Source organism: Clostridium sp. DL-VIII (assembly GCF_000230835.1).
Taxonomy (GTDB): domain Bacteria; phylum Bacillota; class Clostridia; order Clostridiales; family Clostridiaceae; genus Clostridium.
The window spans coordinates 307,320-328,871 of record NZ_CM001240.1 but is presented as its reverse complement, the minus strand read 5'-3'; the positions used below and the strand labels follow the sequence as shown (position 1 = coordinate 328,871).

General features: G+C 30.4%; 18 protein-coding genes and 1 other annotated feature. Of the genes, 5 read left to right on the top strand and 13 right to left on the bottom strand.

Annotated elements, in window-relative coordinates:
- Positions 1-46: 46 nt before the first annotated feature.
- On the bottom strand, positions 47-1,420 hold the full coding sequence (locus CDLVIII_RS01535; protein WP_009167711.1) for an MATE family efflux transporter: 1,374 nt from the start codon (positions 1,418-1,420) through the stop codon (positions 47-49).
- A gap of 389 nt (positions 1,421-1,809) precedes the next feature.
- Here CDLVIII_RS01535 and CDLVIII_RS29620 point away from each other — a divergent pair, with 389 nt between their 5' ends.
- Entirely contained in the window at positions 1,810-2,115 is a 306-nt protein-coding gene (locus CDLVIII_RS29620; RefSeq protein WP_009167710.1) for a hypothetical protein, read from the top strand.
- On the opposite strand, the gene CDLVIII_RS01530 is transcribed toward CDLVIII_RS29620, so the two are convergent.
- The 5 genes from CDLVIII_RS01530 to CDLVIII_RS01510 all read right to left on the bottom strand — a co-directional run bounded on the left by CDLVIII_RS01530 (position 2,087) and on the right by CDLVIII_RS01510 (position 9,660).
- The gene (locus CDLVIII_RS01530; RefSeq protein WP_009167709.1) at positions 2,087-3,043 is read right to left on the bottom strand and encodes an IS3 family transposase; all 957 of its coding nucleotides are present in this window, start codon (positions 3,041-3,043) and stop codon (positions 2,087-2,089) included. The two genes, CDLVIII_RS29620 and CDLVIII_RS01530, sit on opposite strands and share 29 nt — an antisense overlap.
- 13 nt (positions 3,044-3,056) lie before the next feature.
- A complete protein-coding gene (locus CDLVIII_RS01525) occupies positions 3,057-3,443 on the bottom strand; it encodes an HTH domain-containing protein (RefSeq protein ID WP_009167708.1) in 387 nt (128 codons plus the stop codon).
- A gap of 159 nt (positions 3,444-3,602) precedes the next feature.
- Positions 3,603-4,601, bottom strand: a complete 999-nt coding sequence (locus CDLVIII_RS01520; protein ID WP_009167707.1) for a LacI family DNA-binding transcriptional regulator — start codon at positions 4,599-4,601, stop codon at positions 3,603-3,605.
- 259 nt (positions 4,602-4,860) lie between these two features.
- Complete coding sequence (gene ileS / locus CDLVIII_RS01515) at positions 4,861-7,974, bottom strand: isoleucine--tRNA ligase (RefSeq protein ID WP_009167706.1); 3,114 nt, start codon at positions 7,972-7,974, stop codon at positions 4,861-4,863.
- A gap of 194 nt (positions 7,975-8,168) precedes the next feature.
- Positions 8,169-8,417, bottom strand: a binding site (T-box leader).
- Between the two features lie 196 nt (positions 8,418-8,613).
- Complete coding sequence (locus CDLVIII_RS01510) at positions 8,614-9,660, bottom strand: cell division protein FtsZ (protein WP_009167705.1); 1,047 nt, start codon at positions 9,658-9,660, stop codon at positions 8,614-8,616.
- A 290-nt stretch (positions 9,661-9,950) separates the two neighbouring features.
- Here CDLVIII_RS01510 and CDLVIII_RS01505 point away from each other — a divergent pair, with 290 nt between their 5' ends.
- A complete protein-coding gene (locus tag CDLVIII_RS01505; protein ID WP_009167704.1) occupies positions 9,951-10,760 on the top strand; it encodes a helix-turn-helix domain-containing protein in 810 nt (269 codons plus the stop codon).
- A 102-nt stretch (positions 10,761-10,862) separates the two neighbouring features.
- Positions 10,863-11,075, top strand: coding sequence for a (2Fe-2S)-binding protein (locus CDLVIII_RS01500; RefSeq protein WP_009167703.1), 213 nt, complete (start codon positions 10,863-10,865; stop codon positions 11,073-11,075).
- 121 nt (positions 11,076-11,196) lie between these two features.
- Here the strand turns inward: CDLVIII_RS01500 and CDLVIII_RS01495 are convergent, their stop codons facing one another.
- Both CDLVIII_RS01495 and CDLVIII_RS01490 read right to left on the bottom strand, forming a co-directional pair.
- Positions 11,197-11,907 (bottom strand): 2-phosphosulfolactate phosphatase family protein, encoded by a 711-nt coding sequence (locus CDLVIII_RS01495; RefSeq protein ID WP_009167702.1) that lies wholly within the window; start codon positions 11,905-11,907, stop codon positions 11,197-11,199.
- Between the two features lie 5 nt (positions 11,908-11,912).
- Entirely contained in the window at positions 11,913-12,845 is a 933-nt protein-coding gene (locus tag CDLVIII_RS01490) for a TIGR01212 family radical SAM protein (protein WP_009167701.1), read from the bottom strand.
- A 281-nt stretch (positions 12,846-13,126) separates the two neighbouring features.
- Between CDLVIII_RS01490 and CDLVIII_RS01485 the strand changes: the two genes are divergently transcribed.
- Positions 13,127-14,212, top strand: a complete 1,086-nt coding sequence (locus CDLVIII_RS01485) for a transporter (RefSeq protein ID WP_009167700.1) — start codon at positions 13,127-13,129, stop codon at positions 14,210-14,212.
- A gap of 56 nt (positions 14,213-14,268) precedes the next feature.
- Positions 14,269-15,252 (top strand): radical SAM protein, encoded by a 984-nt coding sequence (locus CDLVIII_RS01480; protein WP_009167699.1) that lies wholly within the window; start codon positions 14,269-14,271, stop codon positions 15,250-15,252.
- Between the two features lie 33 nt (positions 15,253-15,285).
- Here CDLVIII_RS01480 and CDLVIII_RS01475 read toward each other — a convergent pair whose 3' ends face one another.
- The 5 genes from CDLVIII_RS01475 to murI all read right to left on the bottom strand — a co-directional run bounded on the left by CDLVIII_RS01475 (position 15,286) and on the right by murI (position 21,408).
- Positions 15,286-18,468 carry a S8 family serine peptidase gene (locus CDLVIII_RS01475; protein ID WP_009167698.1) on the bottom strand — a complete coding sequence of 1,061 codons (3,183 nt, stop codon included), beginning with the start codon at positions 18,466-18,468 and terminating at the stop codon, positions 15,286-15,288.
- Between the two features lie 141 nt (positions 18,469-18,609).
- Positions 18,610-19,278, bottom strand: a complete 669-nt coding sequence (locus CDLVIII_RS01470) for a helix-turn-helix transcriptional regulator (protein ID WP_009167697.1) — start codon at positions 19,276-19,278, stop codon at positions 18,610-18,612.
- Between the two features lie 60 nt (positions 19,279-19,338).
- Positions 19,339-19,704 carry a DUF3783 domain-containing protein gene (locus tag CDLVIII_RS01465; protein ID WP_009167696.1) on the bottom strand — a complete coding sequence of 122 codons (366 nt, stop codon included), beginning with the start codon at positions 19,702-19,704 and terminating at the stop codon, positions 19,339-19,341.
- 230 nt (positions 19,705-19,934) lie between these two features.
- Entirely contained in the window at positions 19,935-20,459 is a 525-nt protein-coding gene (locus CDLVIII_RS01460; RefSeq protein WP_009167695.1) for a peptidylprolyl isomerase, read from the bottom strand.
- A 172-nt stretch (positions 20,460-20,631) separates the two neighbouring features.
- A complete protein-coding gene (gene murI / locus CDLVIII_RS01455) occupies positions 20,632-21,408 on the bottom strand; it encodes a glutamate racemase (RefSeq protein ID WP_009167694.1) in 777 nt (258 codons plus the stop codon).
- Between the last annotated feature and the right edge of the window lie 144 nt (positions 21,409-21,552).

Sequence of the window (21,552 nt, the reverse complement as noted above, 5' to 3'; positions counted from 1 at the left end):
TTAATATTTAACTGATATTAACTACGCTTTTTATATTATTGATATTCTAGTTTTCAAGTACGGCTTCTTTTACTTTCTTATCCTCTGATAATTCCTTTGATTTTTTAATAAATACAATAAAAGTAATTGTAACTGACAAAAAATCAGATGCTGCTCCGGCAATCCACACTCCATTTAATCCAAAAAATATTGGAATTATTAAAAGACATGGAATTAATATTATCACTTGCCTTAACAAACTTAAAATCATTGATATTTTAACTCTTCCAATAGACTGGAAATAATTAGTTATTACGATCTGCCCTCCTATAAATGGAAGCATAATTAGAAATATTCTCATTCCATGTGATGTGACTTGTATAAGTGAACTGTCTCCATTAAAAGCCTTGACTAAAATTTCTGAAGCTCCTTCAATAATTATAAATCCCACAGCTACTATTACAGTAGCTGTTATAATTCCATACTTTACAGCCTGCTTAACTCTATCATATTTCTTCGCTCCAAAATTATAACCAATTATAGTCTGCAATCCTTGATTTAATCCAAAAATAGGCATTAAAAATACCATAGCCACGCTTCCTATTATTGTCATTGCACTAACTGCTATATCTCCACCATATTTCTGCAAAGAGCTATTACAAACTATTTGTACTGCACTTTGTGCAAGCTGCATGCTAAATGGACTTATTCCTATAGCAATTATACTCAACACAGCTTTTTTACTAAGCTTTAAATTTTCTTTTCTAATTTTTAACACGCCGGCTCCTTTAGTAAAGTAATATAATATCCAAGTACTGCTTACTGTTTGTGCAACTACAGTTCCGAGTGCTCCTCCTCTAACTCCAAGGTTAAAACCAAATATAAATATAGGATCTAAAATAATATTAATAATTGCACTCATAAGCATAGATGCCATAGCAATTCTAGGACTTCCATCACTTCTGATTGAATGGTTAAGGCCAAAACTAATCATGTTAAAAATACATCCACTAAAAATTACTTGGATAAATTCTTCTCCATAACCTATAATATTTTCACTAGCACCAAATATTTTTAAGAGTGGATTTGAAAATGCAAGTCCAAATATAGTTAAGAAAATACTTATTATTATTATTAACGTAAATGCATTCCCCAATAACTTTTCTGCACCTTCTTTATCATGCTCTCCGAGCTTTATTGATATCTTCGTTGCTGTCCCAATGCCAATTAACATTCCAAACGCTAAAATTATAGTCATGAGAGGCATTGTTATTCCTACCCCTGCCATAGCTATATTTCCTATTCCTTCTATATGTCCAATAAATATTCTATCTATTATATTGTATAAAGTATTAACCAGCATACCTATTATTGCTGGAATCGAAAATTCAAGTATTAACTTTCCTATTTTCATTTCTCCCAACCGTTTCTGACTATTCATAAATATCCTCCTTATAAAAATTTTCCCAGTAATTAAAACATTATAAATAATTTATATTAATTAAACGTTATAAGTAAATTAATATAAACTTTCACTGACTGCAACAATAACAATTTTAGTATTATTTGGGTGTTATTACAACTAATTTTGAAAACAAAAAAGGCGGCGCTTTATATAAAGTGGTCCCATTGTCAAGGACATTTATAAAAAAAGGCATTAAATTTTAAATCTAAATCATGTATTTTATCCGTAAGGAGGAGATGCAGAAAAGATGAGCCAACATTGAATCCTATGGATTTGATGTTGGCTCATCTTAATAGCTAACTGTATCTTGTATGATTATGATAAATAGAAAGTTTATAGAAACCTTAAATACTTTCAAGGAATCTATGTTAAGTGATGATGTTCCCTCTTATGTTATTCGTTATTGCGAACAGCTTAATGAAGTGAAGTGGACATGGTTTTATGTACAAATGATGGAAGCTGTGATAATTACAGAAGAACTTGACTATCTGTTTTATGTGCTGAAATGGATTTTAAAAACCGATTTCCATGACCTCGCATATGAAATGTATTTCTATGACATGATCAATCCAGAGTGTAGTTCTGAATCACTGATTAAGGATGAATACCGGGCTATGTATAGCCAACGTTACCATACCCAGTTCATGGAAGACCTGTCTGTTCATCGTTGAGCGGATGCTTTCCAGTTATTATATATTCTGCATATTGATTTGGTGCCAGCTTCGCCAGTTTCCACTGATATCGTTCATTATTATAATAGTCCATATAATTATCAATTTCATTGCAAAGTTCATCGTAAGTACTGCATCTGTCCAGATGTATTTCATCTTTCATATGCCCAAAGAAAGATTCTTGTGGTGCATTATCCCAGCAGTTTCCCCTTCGTGACATAGACTGCCTCAGTTCTTTGTCTTTCAGCAACTGACGGAAAGACATGCTGGTATAATGACAGCCTTGATCTGAATGAAGAATAGCATCTATTTGAAGAGTGTCTCCATGTTTATCAATTAAGTTATTAATAGTTTCTAATACAAAATCAACTTCAAGAGACTCGCTTACTACATAGGACAGAACCTGTTTTGTATACGCATCTTTAATAACAGAGAGATACGCTTTACAGCCATGGTTATAAAATAAATATGTGATATCGGTAAGAAGTATTTTTCCTGCACCATGTTCTGCAAATTCACGTTTTACAAGGTTATCAGATATGGCATCTGTCTTAAGAGCTTTTGCCATTCTACGGTACGGATTGGCTTTCCTAATTGGACAAAAGAGATTGTATTTCTTCATCAGGCGGCTAATCTTTTTCTGATTCATTCGCACACCCATATGTAGCAGCCGCATATGTATTCCACGTCTACCTTTATCATATCCACGATACTTGTAAGCTTCTAATATTAGAGTAAAGTCAGCTCTATCCAGTTCTTCCTTATTACATCGTTGACCAAATGAATGAAGCCAGTTATAGTAGCCGCTTCGCGATACGCTAGCCATTTTACATAACCAACTTATATTTAATTCATTATTATCACGCTGAGTCATTTCTTGGATGAGTTTGAATTTTTCTTCTGGTGCTGCTTCTGTTTGTTCTTCCATTTGGCTTGTCTTTCTAAAAATTCGATTTTTTTAAAAATTCATTTTCTTGTTTTAGATATTTAATTTGATGTTCCAGTCTGGCAATTCGCTCAGCATCAGTTAAATCCTTTGCAACTGGACGGCCTAAGTTACATTTTCTTATATCTTCAAAGCCATCTGAGCGAAATTCACATCTCTTCACCATTGCAACAAGAGCATCCTTACGTTTTTTACCTAAGAGCTGATGATTAATTCCACATTCAATCAATATTTGAGATGGTATTTTTCCTGCACGGTATTCTTTTGCAAACAGTTCTTTAAATTTAGTTGTATAAGTTATTGCTTTATCACTAACTTTTTCGATATACGGATTTTTTCGCAATTCTTCTTGTTGTTCTTCTGTAAAATGATTAACACCCATAAACACCCCTCCAATTATACTGAAATTAATTGTAACAAAAAAGACCCTATAAAATAGAGTCAGTAAGAAATTTGGTTTTATAAGCCTTTTTTCTAACTGTCCATTCTATAGGATCCATTTTAATATGCTCCACCTTTTTTAACACACGTTTTCTTTTTATTATATTGTACTTTCTCTTTCAACCAATTGATGTTCTAAAACATAATGAGGCTCTTCTAGTTCCTTTTTGTTTAACAACTTTATGAGCATTCTCATAGCAACAGATCCCATATCATAAGTTGGTTGAGAAATTGTTGTAATCTTTGGATAGAAAATAGATGCTGCAAAATTATCATTAAATCCTACAACGCTCACATCTTTAGGAATTTTTAATTTATTATCTCTTAAAGCATTTATTGCACCCATTGCAATATCATCAGATGCACATACGACACCTTTAAATTTCTTACTTTGCTTTATAAACTTTTGTATTCCTTCATATCCACTTTTTACTTTCATTGAACTTAGATAAACCAATTCTGGATCTATCTTTATTCCTGATTCCTTCATAGCATTTTCATAACCAACATACCTATCGCCCCAAGCGTTTTTACTTTCCTTTTCGGTTCCTATGAATGCTATTTCTTTTATACCTTTTTCAATTAATAATTTTGTGCTGTCATAACTAGCTTTAACGTTATCGATAGTTACACTTGGTAATAATCCTTCTTTATCTTTTGTTTCAACTAGCACAGTTTTTAGGTCTAATTCGTTGATTAATTCCAAGATTTCCTCATTAAGAGAACTACTCATGTAAATTACACCATCGACCATTTTCTCTTTAAGTACTCTTAAGTATTCTTTTTCTTTTTCTATATCCAGGTCTGAATTACATAGTATTATGTTGTAATCGTATATATTCGATACATCTTCAGCACCTCTTACGATTTCTGGGTAAAATTGATTTGATATGTCTGGGAGTAAAATTCCGATTGTTTTTGTTCTTTGAGTTTTTAAACTTCTTGCAACTATATTGGGTCTATATCCAAGTTTCTTTATTGCATCCAAAACCTTTTTCTTAGTATCCTCATTTACTACATCGATATCATTTAAAACTCTAGAAACTGTTGCAATTGATACTCCAGCTTCTTTTGCAACATCCTTAATAGAAGTAGCCATTATTATTCCTCCTTTGAATTTTTCTAGATAATTTTATTATACTAATATATTACATTATAAATCAACAGAACTTACAATAAATTATTGTATTATTGTAAGTTTTGTCAAAAATCATAACTTTTAAACTTAATTTCATAATTTTATATTGTAATGTAAGTTATTATATCTGAATAATAAAACTAAAGATTATTATTACAAATAAATAGACTGAGAATCTCAAGAAATTATTTTAATTCTCAGCCTATTATTATCACTATTATTATTTTGTTACTTCAACATTCATGTTTAGTGTTTCTCCATTTATAACTGTTTCTGAATAATCAGCTTGCTTGTTATAAATAACCTCAGAAGTTAAAGTCTCTTTTTTAATTGTTTCTTCAAACTTCCTAATGACGTCTATTAACATATCATTGTCTGATACATAGAGATTTATTCTATCTGCAACTTCAAAGCCTTTATCTTTTCTCATGTTTTGAATCTTTGAAATTATCTCTCTTACATGACCTTCTTCTTGAAGCTCAGGTGTAATTGTTGTATCTAAAACAACTCCTAGTTCACCCTCTCCTGCAAATGCATATCCCTCTAAGCCTTGCATTGTTACTAAAAGATTCTCATTTGTAAGAACTATTTCTGTTCCATTAACGTCAATAGCTTCACTTCCACCATTTTGAATTTTTTGAGCTAATTCCATTTGATTCTTTTCTGAAATAGCCTTTTTAATTTGTGGAATTAGCTTACCATACATCTTACCTATAACAGGAAGATTAGGTTTTATTTCAAAGTTAACATACTTAGATAAATCTGCTCCTAATTCAACTTTTTTAATATTTAATTCTTCCTTTACAATATCTCCATAGTATTCTGGAAGAGACTTTGTTGAAATAAGCATTTCAGAAAGTGGCTGTCTGTTTTTAACATTAGCTGAGTTTCTAGCACTTCTTCCAAGTTTAACAAGTGTATATGCTAGATCCATTTCATTTTCTAGTTCCTTGTTTATAGCTGCTTTATCAACTTCTGGCCAAACACATAAATGAACACTTTCAGGTGCATTCTTATCTAAATTTACAACTAAATTTTGATAAATTTCTTCAGTCATGAATGGTACAAATGGCGCTGCTACTTTAACCAAAGTTGTTAATACTTTGTGAAGTGTTACATAAGCACCTATCTTATCATTTGTTAATTCTTGTGACCAGTATCTTGCTCTATTTCTTCTTACATACCAATTTGATAATTCATCAGTAAAATCTTCAATAGCTAACGCTGATTGAGTAATCTTATAAATATTTAAACCTTCATCAACAGTTTCAATTAAAGTATTTAATTTAGATATAATCCATTTATCCATTACGTTGTCTGAAACAAAATCAGCATACTTAGTTGGATTAAACTTATCTATTTCAGCATATAAAACATAGAATGAGTATACATTCCATAATGTTCCTAAGAATTTTCTTTGAGCCTCTCCAACATCATCTATTGAAAACCTTGTTGGAAGCCATGGTGCACTTGCAGTATAGAAATGCCATCTTGTAGCATCTGCCCCTTGACTGTTTAATACCTCAAATGGATCTACAACATTTCCTTTATGTTTAGACATCTTAAGTCCTTTTTTATCTAAAACATGCCCTAATACGATACAATTTTCAAAGGAATTTGTATCAAATAAACATGTTGAAATGGCAAGTAATGTATAGAACCATCCTCTTGTTTGGTCAACTGCTTCTGAAATAAATTGTGCTGGGAAATTCTTTTCAAAAGTTTCCTTATTTTCAAATGGATAGTGCCATTGTGCAAAAGGCATTGATCCTGAATCAAACCAGCAGTCAATTACTTCATGAGTTCTCTTCATTTCTTTACCGCAGTGTGGACATTTTAACTTTATTCCATCTACGTAAGGTTTGTGTAATTCTATCCCCTTACAATCTGTAGTAGCCATTGATTCTAATTCTTCTCTGCTTCCAATACATTCTTGATGGCCACATTCACATTGCCATATTGGAAGTGGTGTACCCCAGTATCTATCTCTTGAAATACCCCAGTCAATAACATTTTCAATGAACTTACCAAATCTTCCTGTTCTAATATTATCAGGATACCAATTAATTTTATTATTATTTTCAACTAGTTTGTCTCTCATTTTAGTCATTGCAACAAACCAGCTATCCTTTGGATAATATAAAAGTGGTGTATCACATCTCCAACAATGTGGATATGAATGTAGATGTTTTTGTGCACTAAATAATTTATTATTTTCTTCCAAGTATTTAACTATACTTTCATCACATTTCTTAACAAACTTACCTGCCCATGGTGTAACTTCTGGAACAAAGTTACCACTTGCATCTACTAAGTTCACAAAAGCAATTCCATTTTTCTTTGCAACAAAGCTATCATCTTCACCATAAGCTGGTGCAATATGAACTATACCAGTACCATCTGATAGTGTTACATAGTCTCCATGAATTACTACAAATGCTTTACCTTCAACTTTTGCAAAAGGCATTAATTGTTCATATTCTACTCCCAGTAATTCTTCACCTTTAAATTCTTTAACTATTTCATGTTCTCTTTCTCCTAAAACTTTTTCTACCAAGTCTTTAGCTAAAATATAGACTTCATCGTGAGCTTTTACTTCACAATATGTATATGACTTATTAACACATAATGCTAAGTTAGATGGTAATGTCCAAGGAGTTGTTGTCCAAGCTAATATGTACTTGTTAGCTTCTCCTTTAACTTTAAATTTAACAGTTGCAGTTAAATCCTTAACATCTTTATATCCTTGAGCTACTTCATGAGATGAAAGAGCTGTTCCACACCTTGGACAGTAAGGCATTACCTTATGACCTTTGTATAAAAGACCCTTATTCCACATTTGTTTTAAAGCCCACCACTCTGATTCAATGTAATTATCATGATACGTTACATATGGATCATCCATATCAACCCAGAAAGCTAATTGCTCAGACATTTCCTTCCATAAGCTAACATATGAGAATACACTATCCTTACATTCTTTAACAAACTTTTCTACGCCAAAGTCCTCAATTTGTCCTTTTCCTGAAATTCCAAGCTTCTTTTCTATCTCTAATTCTACAGGAAGACCATGAGTATCCCATCCTGCTTTTCTTAGAACCTTATATCCCTTCATAACTTTGTATCTTGGGATAATATCCTTCATAACTCTTGTTAAAATATGACCCACGTGAGGTCTTCCATTTGCTGTTGGAGGACCATCATAAAAAGTAAAATATTCTCCATCTTGATTTGAATCAAAACTTTTTTGTATAATGTCATTTTCCGTCCAAAGCTTTGCTATATCTTTTTCCATATTGACGGTGCCTTTTGATGCATCTACCTTATTGTACATTAAAAATTCCCCTTTCCTTTATTCAGTTAATAGTTAACAATTAACAGTGCACAATTAAGAATAAAATTACTTAGTATCCAAAATTCTATCAATTACTAAACATTAACTTTATACTTTCCAATTTTATATTTTATTAGTCCTTTATAGACTTCAAAAATTCCATTACTGATTTTGAAAATAAAAAAAACTCCATCCTACAGGACGAAGTTGAATTCGCGAACCACCTAAGGTTAACACTTAATAATAAATTAAATGTTTTATTTCAAGTACATACATACTCAATCCTTTAACGCAGGCTGTTACGTGATAACTTATTTGGCTAATCTCGCCTTTCAGTCTCCAACTCCTAGGTGATTTTCTCTAAGATTTATTATAGCTTTACACCAAACAGCTACTCTCTAAAAATAATATCTTAAGATACTTTTCCTAATCATAGTCTTTTATCTCATTTATTATATATTACCGACTTATAAATGTCAATTCCTAGTGAATTCCTAGCTTCATTTTGTTTTAATATGTCTGTTAAGATAACTATTTTAAATATATGTGCTGCTTCTTTTAACAGCAAAAAAGAGAGGTTACTTGTGCTTAATTTCTGTAACATCTCCCTGATTGATTCTTAATAATATTAGTTATATTTTATTCAAAAGAAAATTCTAATTCATCAGAATCATATGAATGTGATCCTGTGCTTTCATCTCTTTGTTCCATATTGTCATCAAAATCTATAATAATACTTTTTCTTCTATCTCTTGATTGTTTTCTTTTATTCTTGTCATCTAATGCCATTTTTATTAATTTAATTGATTCAGTAGGTATTTCGCAACCTCCAAGAACAACTGTATTAAATGCATTATTATATGTCATATATGTACTTTTATAAACTTCGAAACACTTAGAAATCTCATTTGGATCATATCCATCTACCTTTACATTTATCCCTAAGTAATCACAATCATACATGTCTGGTTGTGCAAATACACTATTCTTTATAGCTAAGTCTATAGCTGTTTTCGCATCTTTTAATCCATCATATAATTTTAAAACAAGTCCAGCACCATTAGCTGTGTTTATTCTGAATGAATCTTTCTTATCAATGTTACCATCAATATGAATTCCCATCAAATTATATGCTAAATCTAAGCTTTCTACTACTTCATTGTTAACTTCTTTATATGTATTTCTTTTATTATTATCAACAAATTTAATATCACTGATTAAATTGATTACACTATTAATATCATTCCAGCACTCAATTGCGTTTGTGAATGATAATTGATCTTCTTGTAAGCTTGGTAAAATTGCTACTACATTTATTTTTGTAGATGGAATAGCTGCTGATGCTACTTGTATAAAAGTTTTAACTGCACCAGACCCTGTTCCTCCTGCCATACTTGTAAAAACAACCATAACTTCTGTTTGAGGAAATTTTCTTAATAAAGTTCCTACTGCATTTGCATTGTCCTTTATCATCTCTTTTGACTTACTTCTATCCCTTCCTGAACCATCAGTTCCTGGATATAGGTATACGTTTTTATCTATATTGGCATTTTTTAATGGTTTTATATCTGATAAGCTGCTATTAAAAAATAATCCATTATAGCTTTTATTTTTACTTAATAATCCGTCTACTATATTTCCAGCACCTTGCCCAAGGGCAACTAATAACATTTTGCTCTTTTCCATAATTAATCCCCCTATTCATTATTATCTATAATTTATAAAATAATTTAAAATTTTTATTCTTTAATATTGGACCTTATTATATAATAGTATTGTTCGGGAAAATTCTTCCTAACATTATAATTTTATACCAATTGTGACAATATTAAAAGAAAAATATAAAAATTTAATCCTTTTTATTATAAATTGTATTATAATTAAGTTAATTTTAATATAATACTTTCTACTTTTAACGTAATTTATTTTTTATCAAAGCTAATTTCAATCGTATAGAAAGGGGATTTACGATAATTATGAATTCTGAAACTAACACTTTAGATATTCAAGATGAAAATATTATGCAAAACAAAAGAAGAGGAGATATTTTATACTATTCTCTAAGTCAGGTAGCTGATTTATTAGGGGAAGAGGATAGCAGCATACGATATTATACTAATGTTTTTGATAACATCTTAAAAATAGAAATATCTAATAAGGAATTTAGATATACAAATAAAGATGTTGACAAGCTTGAATTCTTGATAAATTTAAAAAATAAAGGTATGTCTATCAAAGAAGTTCAAAAGTATTGTGAAGAATTACCTTTGGATATTCAAGATTTATTAGAAGTAAAAGAAGATAACTCACTATCAGCTAAAGAAATTATCTCTTCAGTTATAGAATTAGAAAGTGAGAAAATCAATAATGTTAAAGACTATTTATCTAATAAAATTGATGAAAGTAATGAGTTAATTATACAACAAATTATAGAATCAATTATAAAAGAACAGAATAAGCAACTGGATATCTTTAAAAATAGTATAATAAATGAAATTAAAGATTACATAGACTTTAAATTTAATACAAATGTGGCTATGGATTCTTATAGTGAACTATCTGAAAAAGTCAATACATTAATAGATAATAGAGTTTCATTCGAAAATAATGTTAATTCTCAGTTAAAGAACTTAAATGAATCATTTGTTACTAATGGGAAAAATTTAGCAGATGAGATTAAAAGATTTAAAAATATAATTGAACGTGCCTATTATGTTCAGGAAGAAATAGCTTCACAAAAGTCAAAGCAAAGTTTTCTAGGGCGATTATTTGGAACTAAATATTAACAGTTTATATTTATACTATATATTATTTAAAAATATCTATTGACCATTCCTCAATAAAGTGATTTAATTATTTAAAATTAAATTGCTTTAAGGAGATTATATATGGATAATAACTTGAATAAAGATATTTTAGATAAATTAACTAAAACTTGTACCTGCAAGCTTATTACTCGTGCTAAAATAAAAGAAGCCATTAGAAATGGTGCTTCTACTGTGAAAGAAGTTCAAGAAGCTACAGGTGCTGGAAGTGGTTCGTGTAAAGGAAAAAATTGTTCTCCACGAATATACGAATTATTAAAACAATATGAAAGCTAGTTATTTTAAAGACTTAGGTACATTAATTACCTAAGTCTTTAATTTTATAGGCGTAATATCATATTTCCAAATATATTACACATACCATTCAGCTATCGATTTTTTATAGTTACATTTATAATTATTGAATCCTATCATTTTTATATTCTGGAACTATATTTACAATACTTTTTTTAACACAATACTCAATATCATTATCTAATTCTAAAGACTTCATAACCGAATAATGTGTTGCTTGTTTTACATAACTCATTATATCCACATTCTCTTCATATATAATATTAGCTGTTCGAGCTATATCTGTAAGTTCAATACTTTTATCATCTTTTAATATTTCATTAATTATATATCCACTGCAAATATAATCGTCCATTGAAAAATTGCCATTTGTTCCTGCATTTATAATTACTACATCTTCATTTATCTTCATTAGATTATTAGCTACTGCTTTTGCATTTATCATAGCACCTATAAGTATCCTTTTGGCAGATTTAGACTTTGTAAGCGTTTTTGTTCCATTTGTTGTAGTTAAAAATACCGTTTTATTTTCAACATTATTTTTTGTATATTCAAGTGGAGAGTTTGATAAATCAAATCCATCTATTTTAACAGCTCTTCGTTCTCCTCCTAAAATATAATCTTCTCTCCCAAGCTTTCTAGCTTCTTCTAACGTCTCCTCAATTGTTAAATAAGGAATGACTTCTTTACAGCCATTGTTTAAAGCTGTAATTATTACAGAGGTTGCTCTAAACATATCAATTACAACAACTATTTTGTCTTTTATTTTACTCTCTTTTATATCATCAGCTGATATTATAATATCTATTTTCATAATCGTCATATCTCCCTATAATTTTTTCCTTGCCATAATTCATTTTCTTCTAACGCTTTATCTATTGAATTCAAAACTTCCCATTTTTTTAGGCTCCACATGGGACCAATTAAGAGACTTCTAGGGGCATCTCCTGTAAGCCTATGAACCACCATATCCTTAGGAAGAAGAGTTATACCCTTTATAATCAATTCAATGTAATCCTCTTGAGATAAAAATCCTAGCTTGCCCGTTTCATATAATTTTACCATTGGAGTATACTTCATTAGATGTAGTAGATGTAACTTTATTCCTTTGGCCCCAGAATGAGAAATATAATCTATTGTCTTTAGCATATCTTCCTTAGTTTCGCCTGGCAATCCTAGAATATCGTGAACCACTACATCAATATTTCTTTCTTTTAATTTCTTCATAGCATTTTCAAAAACCTGTAATTCATATCCTCTATTTATTATCTTAGCCGTTTTATCATTGCAAGTCTGAAGCCCAAGCTCTATCCAAAGGTAAACTTTATTGTTTATCTCCTCTAATAAATCCAGTACATCATTATCTAAACAATCTGGTCTTGTAGCTATTGCAATGGCTACAACTCCCTCCTGCTTCAATGCTTCGTCATATTTTCTTCTTAATTCTTGAACAGGTGCATAAGTATTTGTATATGCCTGAAAATAAGCTATATATTTCCCATTCTTCCACTTCTGTGCCATCATTTCTTTTATATCATTAAATTGCTTTGTAATAGATAATTCTCTATTTCCAGCATAATCTCCTGAACCTCTTTCACTGCAGAAAAGGCATCCTCCACTACTTATCTTTCCATCTCTATTAGGACATGAAAAACCTCCATCCAAAGAGATTTTGAATACTTTTTCTCCAAATTTATTTCTTAAAAAATAATTTAAACTGTGATATCTTTTACCATTCCAAAAATTATCCATAAGACCTCCGAACCTATAATAATGATTTTTAATCACGAATCGTTGTAATTACATATATCTTAAACATAATAAAATATATTTCCAAACTAATTGTACATTTTTAATTACGAAATGTACATTAGATACTTTTCAGACTTTTAGTAATAGTTATTCATTTCCTTTCCATTAGCTATACATGTTAACTTTTAATCATAAATTGTTAACCAATAATATAATTTATAGAATAAATTAAAAGTAAACCTTATATATTATACAAGTAATATTCTTTAGGGGGATAAATATTGAAAAACGAATTAATCAAAATTTTTCAAGTTGCTACAGTATTTATTGGTACAATCGTTGGAGCTGGACTTGCTTCTGGAAAAGAAATCACAGAATTCTTTACTCAATATGGAATTGCAAGCTTTTTAGGTATCATAGGCTGTGGCATTTTTTACATTTTAATAAATTCTATAATCTCAAGAATAAGCGTTAATTATAATCTTAATTCATATAGTGATGTTATGAATATAATAAGTCCTAATATATTTGGAAAATTCACAGGACTTATAACTACTTTATTTCTTATTTCTAGTGCTTCTATAATACTTGCTGGCAGTGGAGCTCTAATTCATCAATTCTTTGGAATACCAAAGATAATTGGGTCATTACTTATGATTTTAATTGCTGTATTTTTTTTACTTAGAGATACTGAAGGCTTAATCGAAGTTAACTCTTTTATTGTTCCTGGATTAATTTTTACCATTACGCTTATCACAATTCTATACTTTTCATTTTGTAAGGATGCAGTTTCATTTACTAATATAGCAAGTTTTCAGCCTAAAAGATCAGGAATTCTCGTTTCCACAATATTATATGCAGGCTATAATACACTTTCAGCATCTGGAGTTTTAGTTCCTCTTAGTACACAAATGAAGAAAAGTAAGATTATGATTATTGGAGTAATAGTCGGGGCTATTGGCCTTACAATACTTTGCCTAATGATTAATTTATTATTAACGGTTAATCAACCTTATATATATAACTATGAAATACCCTTGCTTTTTGTAGCAAATAGATTTGGCAATCTAATTCAAGCTTTGCTACTTGTAATTATTTGGCTAGAGATGTTTTCCACTGAAGTCTCAGATATATATTCAATAAGTAAAACTTTGAACAAAACATTTAATATTGAATTTAAAAAAGCTATATTTGTAGTTATAATTTTTGCACTTTTAATCTCTCAACTAGGCTTTGGAAATCTTATAACTAAGTTATATCCTATGTTTGGATTATTAAGCCTAATTTTCATATGCCAGTGCATAATATTCTTTTTTAAACATAAAAAAGACTTTTTCAGATCCAATAAATCTCACTCCGTGAAATAAATATGGTATACTTTTTATAATATTATTTAATAATTACCATAAAGGATTTGATATAAATGAACTATTTAAATTTATTAGATGAATGTACTCTTTGTTATAGAAACTGTAAAATTAATAGAAATGCTGAGCAAATTGGATTTTGTAAAGCTTCAAATAAAGTAAAACTTGCCCGAGCTTCTTTACACCTCTGGGAAGAGCCTCCTATTTCCCAGGAAAAAGGCTCAGGCACTGTATTTTTTTCTCATTGCAATCTAAACTGCGTATTCTGCCAAAATTACAATATAAGTCAAGGAACTGAAAAAGAAGAATTTTCTCTTTGTACTTCTGACAGTTTAAAAAATCAAAACTTTAAAAATGAGTCTTCTGTCATAGGTATGGAAGTATCTATTGAGAGGCTTTCAGAAATATTTTTAGAGCTTCAAGAAAAAGGAGCAAATAACATAAATTTAGTTACTCCAACACACTATGTTCCTCAAATTATAGAAGCTCTAAAAATCGCCAAAAAGAATAACTTAACTATACCTATTCTATATAATACTAATACCTATGACTCTATTGAAACTATAAAGTTACTAGATGGATACATTGATGTTTACCTTCCAGACTTTAAATACTTTAACGATAAATATGCTTTTAAATATTCTAATGCTAAGAATTATTCTTCTAACGTACTAAAGATAATAGATGAGATGTTACGGCAAGTTGGAAAACCAGTATTTAATGAAGCTGGGCTTATAATGAAAGGGGTTATTATACGGCATCTAATGCTTCCTGGACTTCTTTTTGATTCTAAGAAAGTAGTTGACTGCATTTATAATAGATATGGCGATAATGTTTATATAAGTTTAATGAACCAATATGTGCCTATGTTTAAAGCTTGTAATTATCCTGAAATAAATAAACCTCTTAATCCCAAGCTTTATGATAGTTTAATTAATTACGCCTTAGACCTTGGTGTCAAAAATGGATTTATTCAAGATGATGGAACAAATAATATCTCTTATATTCCTGATTTTAATCTTGAGGGAGTAAAAAAATAGCAGTCCATAATTGGTCTACTATTTTTTATCTCTCTAATAATAAAATTTAGGTATTCCTCTCTTATTGTCTAATTCAGGTATTATTGGTGGCATAAACTCATTTAAAGACCATCCCCTGCTTGATTCTGTAGTATTTAGTTCTGCTAGTCTTGTTACCCCAACATAAACATCTGATATCTTATACCATGTTGCATAATCGACCACTCCTGTTTGTGGTAATGTAAATATTTGTTGAAATGTTTTTACTGCATCTGCTGTTTTTTGAGTATATTGACCATCTTCAGCCTGCTTTGGAATTAAAGGATAATTTCTTGCTATTCTATTTAGTTGTCCTTGAATTGTCCTTACATCAGGACCAGATGATCCAATCGTTAACTCTTGCCCTGGATATGACTGCGGACTTCCTGATACTTTTTCAGCTGTAACTAATTCAATATCGTCCCCATAGTAATGTTTCAATATATCAAATGGAACCATTCCTTGCTGTGCTAACCCTTGACTTCCCCATTGACTTAACCATTGAGGACACGTAACACTCTTTCCATCACAGTATTGTGTAAAAAGGGGCTGTTTCTTTCCAGTTCTTCTTACATAAGTAGAAAAAATTTCGTCTACAATCTGACTTATACTATCATAAATATTTCTGCCATAATTAAATGCATGATCATAAGCTGTGGAACTGGTGATATCAAAATTCTTACCTTTACCTCTATACCATTCAGTAAAAATTCTATTTAATGTAAATGATATAATACAGAAGATATTTGCTCTAAGTGCTGAGTTATTCCAAGTCGAATATATTTCACAAGACGCAACATTTTTAATATAATCCTTAAATGGTACTTTATAATTTGGTGCTGATGGATCATTGGGCCCTCCTTGATGAACAATAATATATTCTGGAACTACTACTTGTGATAATACAACCCCTGAAGTTGGTGGCGGTACTGGCTTATCAACTTCTTCAGGTATCTTAGGCGGATAATTACCATTTAATGTATTCGGTTGTATATCTATTATTTCCTGCCTCATGTCTCCACGTCCTGAACTTGCCTCTAAATTACAAATCTGATATGCAACCTGTGTAGGAAAGACTTGGCATCCCTTTATCGCTATTGGTCTAAAACCGCTTCTTTCAATAGTTATATCATATAAACTATAAGGTATCTGATTACTATTTTCATTTAGGGAGTATTCTAAGGGTGGTGCTGCTAAATCTATTACTTGAGTTAGTCCAACTGAATCTGTAACTAACTCAATAGCTTTAGCATTTTCTGAAACTGATGTTCCCCTTACAGTTATTTTAGCATTATCAATTGGAATGTAATCTTCTCCTCTGAAACATTGAATCTTTAACATACCAGTGTTTTGCATAGCATTTCCACTACTTGTATTCTCCATAACTTTCCTCTTTATATTTTTTCTCAGAATATTATATTTATCAGTTATAGTATTTATTACCAACATATTCCTTTGATTTGTGTTTTTTCTAGTTAAAATTCCACTTAAGTCAGACTGAAGTGAGTTAAAGCTATTTAATGCACATACTTCTCCATATCCCCATAATGGATTAGGATATGTCACATCTGTACGCCTTCGCTTAGCTCCTCTTAATAAGTAATATTTTAATCTTTGGCCAAACAAATATGGATCATTTCCTTTAACTATCCCCCATTGCATCATAAGTGCACATATTCCTGCTACCTGTGGTGCTGCCATTGATGTACCTGTCTTAGTATCATACCCTCCACCTGGTACTGGACCAAGTATGCCTTCTCCAGGTGCAGCTAAATCTGGCCTCACTAGATTTCCTTGATTTTGTGCTCCTCTGCCACTAAATGACGATAAGTTGTTAGTTCTATAATTATAACTTCCAACAGCTATTATGTTGTCTACTGTCGCTGGTATTCCCAAAGTATTATATTGATTAGGCTCTAAAAATCTTGTTTTTGGATTAAGACCTTCAAGAACTGGAAGCCATATTGAGTATATTCCCAAATATTCATTTAAAACATTTATTTCTAATGTCCATACTCCTTCCGCAAGAAAATCAGATCTAGCAGAAAGAATTACCTTTATTTCGCTATTCAATTCAAATGGTTTTGGTCCTGCTACATATATATCATATCTATCACGACCTATAGCTCCTTGAATATAGCCTTCTTGTATAGTTACATTTCCACTGCTTTGCCCAGTAGGATTTATTATACTTATTGCTATATTAGGCAAAATCGGCTTATATAAATTCATAACAACTGACTTTTCATCACTTGATATATTAAAAATTGCTCTTTGGGTTTTACTTAATTCCCCTCCGACATGGTGGCCTGCATCTCCTTCATTTCCTGCTGCAATAACAATTGATACTCTTTCAAGATTTTCTATAGTTCTAATGTACTGCTCCAATATGCTGCTTCCATCATGTGCTCCATCATTTGTGCTTAAGCTAAGACTTATTACTAATGGTAAGTTAAGTTCTTTACTTCTATCTATTAGGAACTTAATACCTTGCAGTATTTGTGAGCTTAAAGCCGCAGCTCCCCTTGATGCCTTGACCATTGCTATTGATGCACTAGGTGCTACACCTTTATACATTTGATTTATCCTTCCTCCACCACAAGCAATTCCTGCAACATGAGTCCCATGCCCTGTATCATCTCTTGATGGGACTATTGAAAATGGATCAGAAGATTTTATTGCTTCATTTATGGTTTGTTTATTATATATGTTTCCTCCAATACTTAAATCATAAATATACTCTATTCTGGTTGTTCCCTCTGTATTCATAAATGCTGGATGAGTATAATCTATTCCGGAATCCACAAAGCCAACTAATATTCCTTCTCCTGAAACAGCAAAGTTAGAAGGCAAATCAAGAATACATGACACTCTGTTACTTTCCTCATCTTGCTCATATAAACTCTTGGGTAATTCTATATATTGAATAGTGTTACTTAATGATAATTGATCTAATTTATCTCTTGGAATATTAACGATTGCAAAGTTAAAACCTAAATCTGTAAATGTACCACCTAACCCTTCAACAAATACTCTTGTTTGTTCTGGTGTATCTCTATATAAGATTGTAAGTTCTAAATTATTTCCTTGATTTTGATATTTAAATCCAATTTCATCTAATATTGCCTTTGGTACATTAGTCAATAATCCTATGGAGGCATCTACTTTTGAAGGCACTTCCCTTTGTAACTCTGCCATAACAACAACTCTCTAAATTAATATATACATAAACATATTATGCAGATAAGCATTAATATGCAACAAAAGTAGAGGATTATTGCACTATACAATTATCCTCTACTTTTCTGTTATAATATTATTTTATTATAATCATACTTGTTATAATTTGATTTCAACTCTTTCTAGTTTAGCAATTACATCTATCTCTTTTAATTCCATTGTTTCAGTAAGTAAGCCGCCTGCATTACTTACTAAAAGTACCTTTGAATTTCCTAAAACTTTTACCTGTCTTATCTTTCTTTTTCCTTTATAATCAAGTAAGAAAAAGCCATTATTACTTACTTCTTTTACACTATGTGCAAAAGCTATATCTCCTTTTAACATTCTAAAACCATTCATTTCATCATCTTCTACTTCTAGATAAAACACCTTGTCTTGTGGGTAGTTTTCTATCTTATTTGAATGAACTGGCATTTCTTTAGAAGCTTTTTTATTTGATAATGAATAATCATATACTGGAACACTTCTAAGTACCGATGAAAAAGCATCTGTCCAAAGTTCTGAGTTTTCTATGTTTTTCTTTGGCAGCTCCTTTAATGTTTTCTTTTCTTCTTGTAACGCTTCATCAGTAACAACCATACTTATATCATTTAAATCAGCTTTTAAAACTTTAGCGGCTTTATCTATAAATGATTCAGGCGCAACTTTTCTTCCCATTTCAACTTCATTTAAGTATTTTTCGGCCACACCTAATTTTTTAGCTAGAGCCTTAACTGTCATGCCACTCTTTTCTCTAGCCTGCTTTATATTTTCACCTACACGACTCACTTTATTTTCTCCCCTCTTGCTATTCTTAAGCATATCTTAGAAAATAACTATTAATATGCTTTATTTTCCTCCATTTGTCTTATACCATTCTCTCTCTTCGATTAAATGCTCTAAAAGATATTTAACTGTCCATCTATAATTTTGAGGTGTACACATAGCTAATACCCCTCCTTGGATAAATCCTCTAATATATCTAATAGTATATTTTAATTGTTCATCCTTAAATCCGTTAAAAATAAGTGCTTTCTCATTTTTAGGCAACTCATCATAAGAATTTTCATCCGTATTTCCGCAGATTATTTGTTCTAAGGTCATTAAAGCTGTATTATTGCTTATCTCTATAACCTTAATATTTTGACTTTCGATTTTCTTAATTTCTTCTTCATTTAATCCATATGCTAATATGCACTTATCCTTCATTGCCATTTATACCACCTCTTTTTACGTTATTATACTTTATAATTAATATACATAAGGCACAATCAAAAAGATAACAAGTCCATATACCAGCATATCTTTCATTATCCTGCATTGGTAAAGCATTATAATAGGCCAGCTATAATAACACACTTTGCCTCCTTGAAAAATATTCATATCAGTTCTAGATTTATTATCTTATTTCATGTGCCTAAAAAACTTTATATGACTAATGTCTTTTATTCTTCAATTATTTCTGGTTCTTTAATTTCTTCACCTTGCATATCCACTGTAACACTTTTTATTACTTGATCTTCATAAGGTCTATCTGCCATATCAGTCTTTTGTGCAACAATCTTATCTGCTACCTCTATGCCTTCAATAACTTTACCAAATGATGCGTATTGACCATCTAAATGTGGAGCATCTGCAACCATAATAAAGAACTGGCTTCCTGCTGAATCAGGGTGCATAGCTCTAGCCATTGATAATACACCTTTAGTATGCTTTAATGTGTTTTTAAATCCATTACTTGTAAATTCACCCTTTATAGAATATCCCGGGCCTCCCATTCCAGTTCCTTCTGGGCATCCGCCCTGAATCATAAATCCTGGAATAACTCTGTGAAATATTAATCCATCATAAAAACCTCTATTGATTAAATCTACAAAATTACTTACTGTATTAGGAGCTATTTCAGGATATAATTCTGCTTTAATAACCCCACCGTTTTCCATAGTCATTGTGATAATTGGATTTTTCATGCTAAAAATTTCTCCTCTCGAAATCAATATTACTACGACAAATCGAAGAAAATAATAAAAAAGTACAATTTACTTTATTATTTTTTTGATTATGTCTACTATTATTATCTAAAATATAAATTAAAATTCAATACTTATATGTATTTATTACAAATCTGAATTATACTTATATTTATGCATTAATTAAATTATAACAGAAATCTACAACTTTATTATCATTTATAGAATTATAGACTAAAATATTTCCTTTTTCTTTAGAATCATTCACTAAATCTGATTCCATTAATTTTCTTTTCAACTCCTGCGCAGTACCAAGACCGCCATCAATAAGTGGTATATTTTTTCCAATAACATTAGATAGCGCCTTTTTTACAAATGGATAATGTGTACATCCTAAGACAATTGAACTTATATCATCGAATAGGTAAGGATTGAATTTTTCTTTTAAATAATCTTCTAATTCTTCTCCCTCTAATATGCCTTGTTCTATAAATTCTACAAGTCCTGCACAAGGCAATGATATTATATTAGCTTCTTTTTTATATTTTTCCATTAGTAATTTAAATTTTTTCTCTCTTAAAGTCATGGGTGTAGCCATTATTATTACATTTCCATTTCTCTTAAGCTTAATAGCTGGTTTTAATGCAGGTTCTATACCTATTATAATCATATCTCCATATTTATTTCTAATGTCTTCAATTGCAGCGCTAGTTGCTGTATTACATGCTACTACAATTGCTTTAACTCCCTTACTTAATAAGAAATTAACTGCATTTAAAGTAAGATTTTTAACTTCATTTAGTTCCTTAGTTCCATAAGGAGCATTTTTTGAGTCACCAAAATAAATATAATTTTCATTTGGCATTAGTGAAATAGCTTCTCTCAGTACACTTAATCCACCTACTCCTGAATCAAAAAAACCTATCGCACTATTTTTTTTAATATTCAAAATGTCCTCACTCCATTTTTTTTAAATTCGCCACATAGAATAAACTAGATCAATAAATCGAATGTGCCTTATATAATAAATATTTTATTACTTTATTTATTCAATGTCTAGCTATTCCAATCTAGTGTAAACTCAAGATATGAT

What these genes read in the sequence shown, in the direction of transcription:
- CDLVIII_RS01520 (WP_009167707.1), bottom strand. Translation starts at nt 4,601, where the DNA reads ATGGCTACTTCTATTAAGGATGTTGCAAAAGAAGCTGGAGTATCAATT.
- CDLVIII_RS01465 (WP_009167696.1), bottom strand. Translation starts at nt 19,704, where the DNA reads ATGGCAATGAAGGATAAGTGCATATTAGCATATGGATTAAATGAAGAA.
- CDLVIII_RS01490 (WP_009167701.1), bottom strand. Translation starts at nt 12,845, where the DNA reads ATGGATAATTTTTGGAATGGTAAAAGATATCACAGTTTAAATTATTTT.
- CDLVIII_RS01530 (WP_009167709.1), bottom strand. Translation starts at nt 3,043, where the DNA reads ATGGAAGAACAAACAGAAGCAGCACCAGAAGAAAAATTCAAACTCATC.
- CDLVIII_RS01475 (WP_009167698.1), bottom strand. Translation starts at nt 18,468, where the DNA reads ATGGCAGAGTTACAAAGGGAAGTGCCTTCAAAAGTAGATGCCTCCATA.
- CDLVIII_RS01525 (WP_009167708.1), bottom strand. Translation starts at nt 3,443, where the DNA reads ATGGGTGTTAATCATTTTACAGAAGAACAACAAGAAGAATTGCGAAAA.
- CDLVIII_RS29620 (WP_009167710.1), top strand. Translation starts at nt 1,810, where the DNA reads ATGTTAAGTGATGATGTTCCCTCTTATGTTATTCGTTATTGCGAACAG.
- ileS (WP_009167706.1), bottom strand. Translation starts at nt 7,974, where the DNA reads ATGTACAATAAGGTAGATGCATCAAAAGGCACCGTCAATATGGAAAAA.
- CDLVIII_RS01495 (WP_009167702.1), bottom strand. Translation starts at nt 11,907, where the DNA reads ATGAAAATAGATATTATAATATCAGCTGATGATATAAAAGAGAGTAAA.
- CDLVIII_RS01460 (WP_009167695.1), bottom strand. Translation starts at nt 20,459, where the DNA reads ATGAAAAATCCAATTATCACAATGACTATGGAAAACGGTGGGGTTATT.
- CDLVIII_RS01535 (WP_009167711.1), bottom strand. Translation starts at nt 1,420, where the DNA reads ATGAATAGTCAGAAACGGTTGGGAGAAATGAAAATAGGAAAGTTAATA.
- CDLVIII_RS01500 (WP_009167703.1), top strand. Translation starts at nt 10,863, where the DNA reads ATGGATAATAACTTGAATAAAGATATTTTAGATAAATTAACTAAAACT.
- CDLVIII_RS01510 (WP_009167705.1), bottom strand. Translation starts at nt 9,660, where the DNA reads ATGGAAAAGAGCAAAATGTTATTAGTTGCCCTTGGGCAAGGTGCTGGA.
- CDLVIII_RS01505 (WP_009167704.1), top strand. Translation starts at nt 9,951, where the DNA reads ATGAATTCTGAAACTAACACTTTAGATATTCAAGATGAAAATATTATG.
- CDLVIII_RS01480 (WP_009167699.1), top strand. Translation starts at nt 14,269, where the DNA reads ATGAACTATTTAAATTTATTAGATGAATGTACTCTTTGTTATAGAAAC.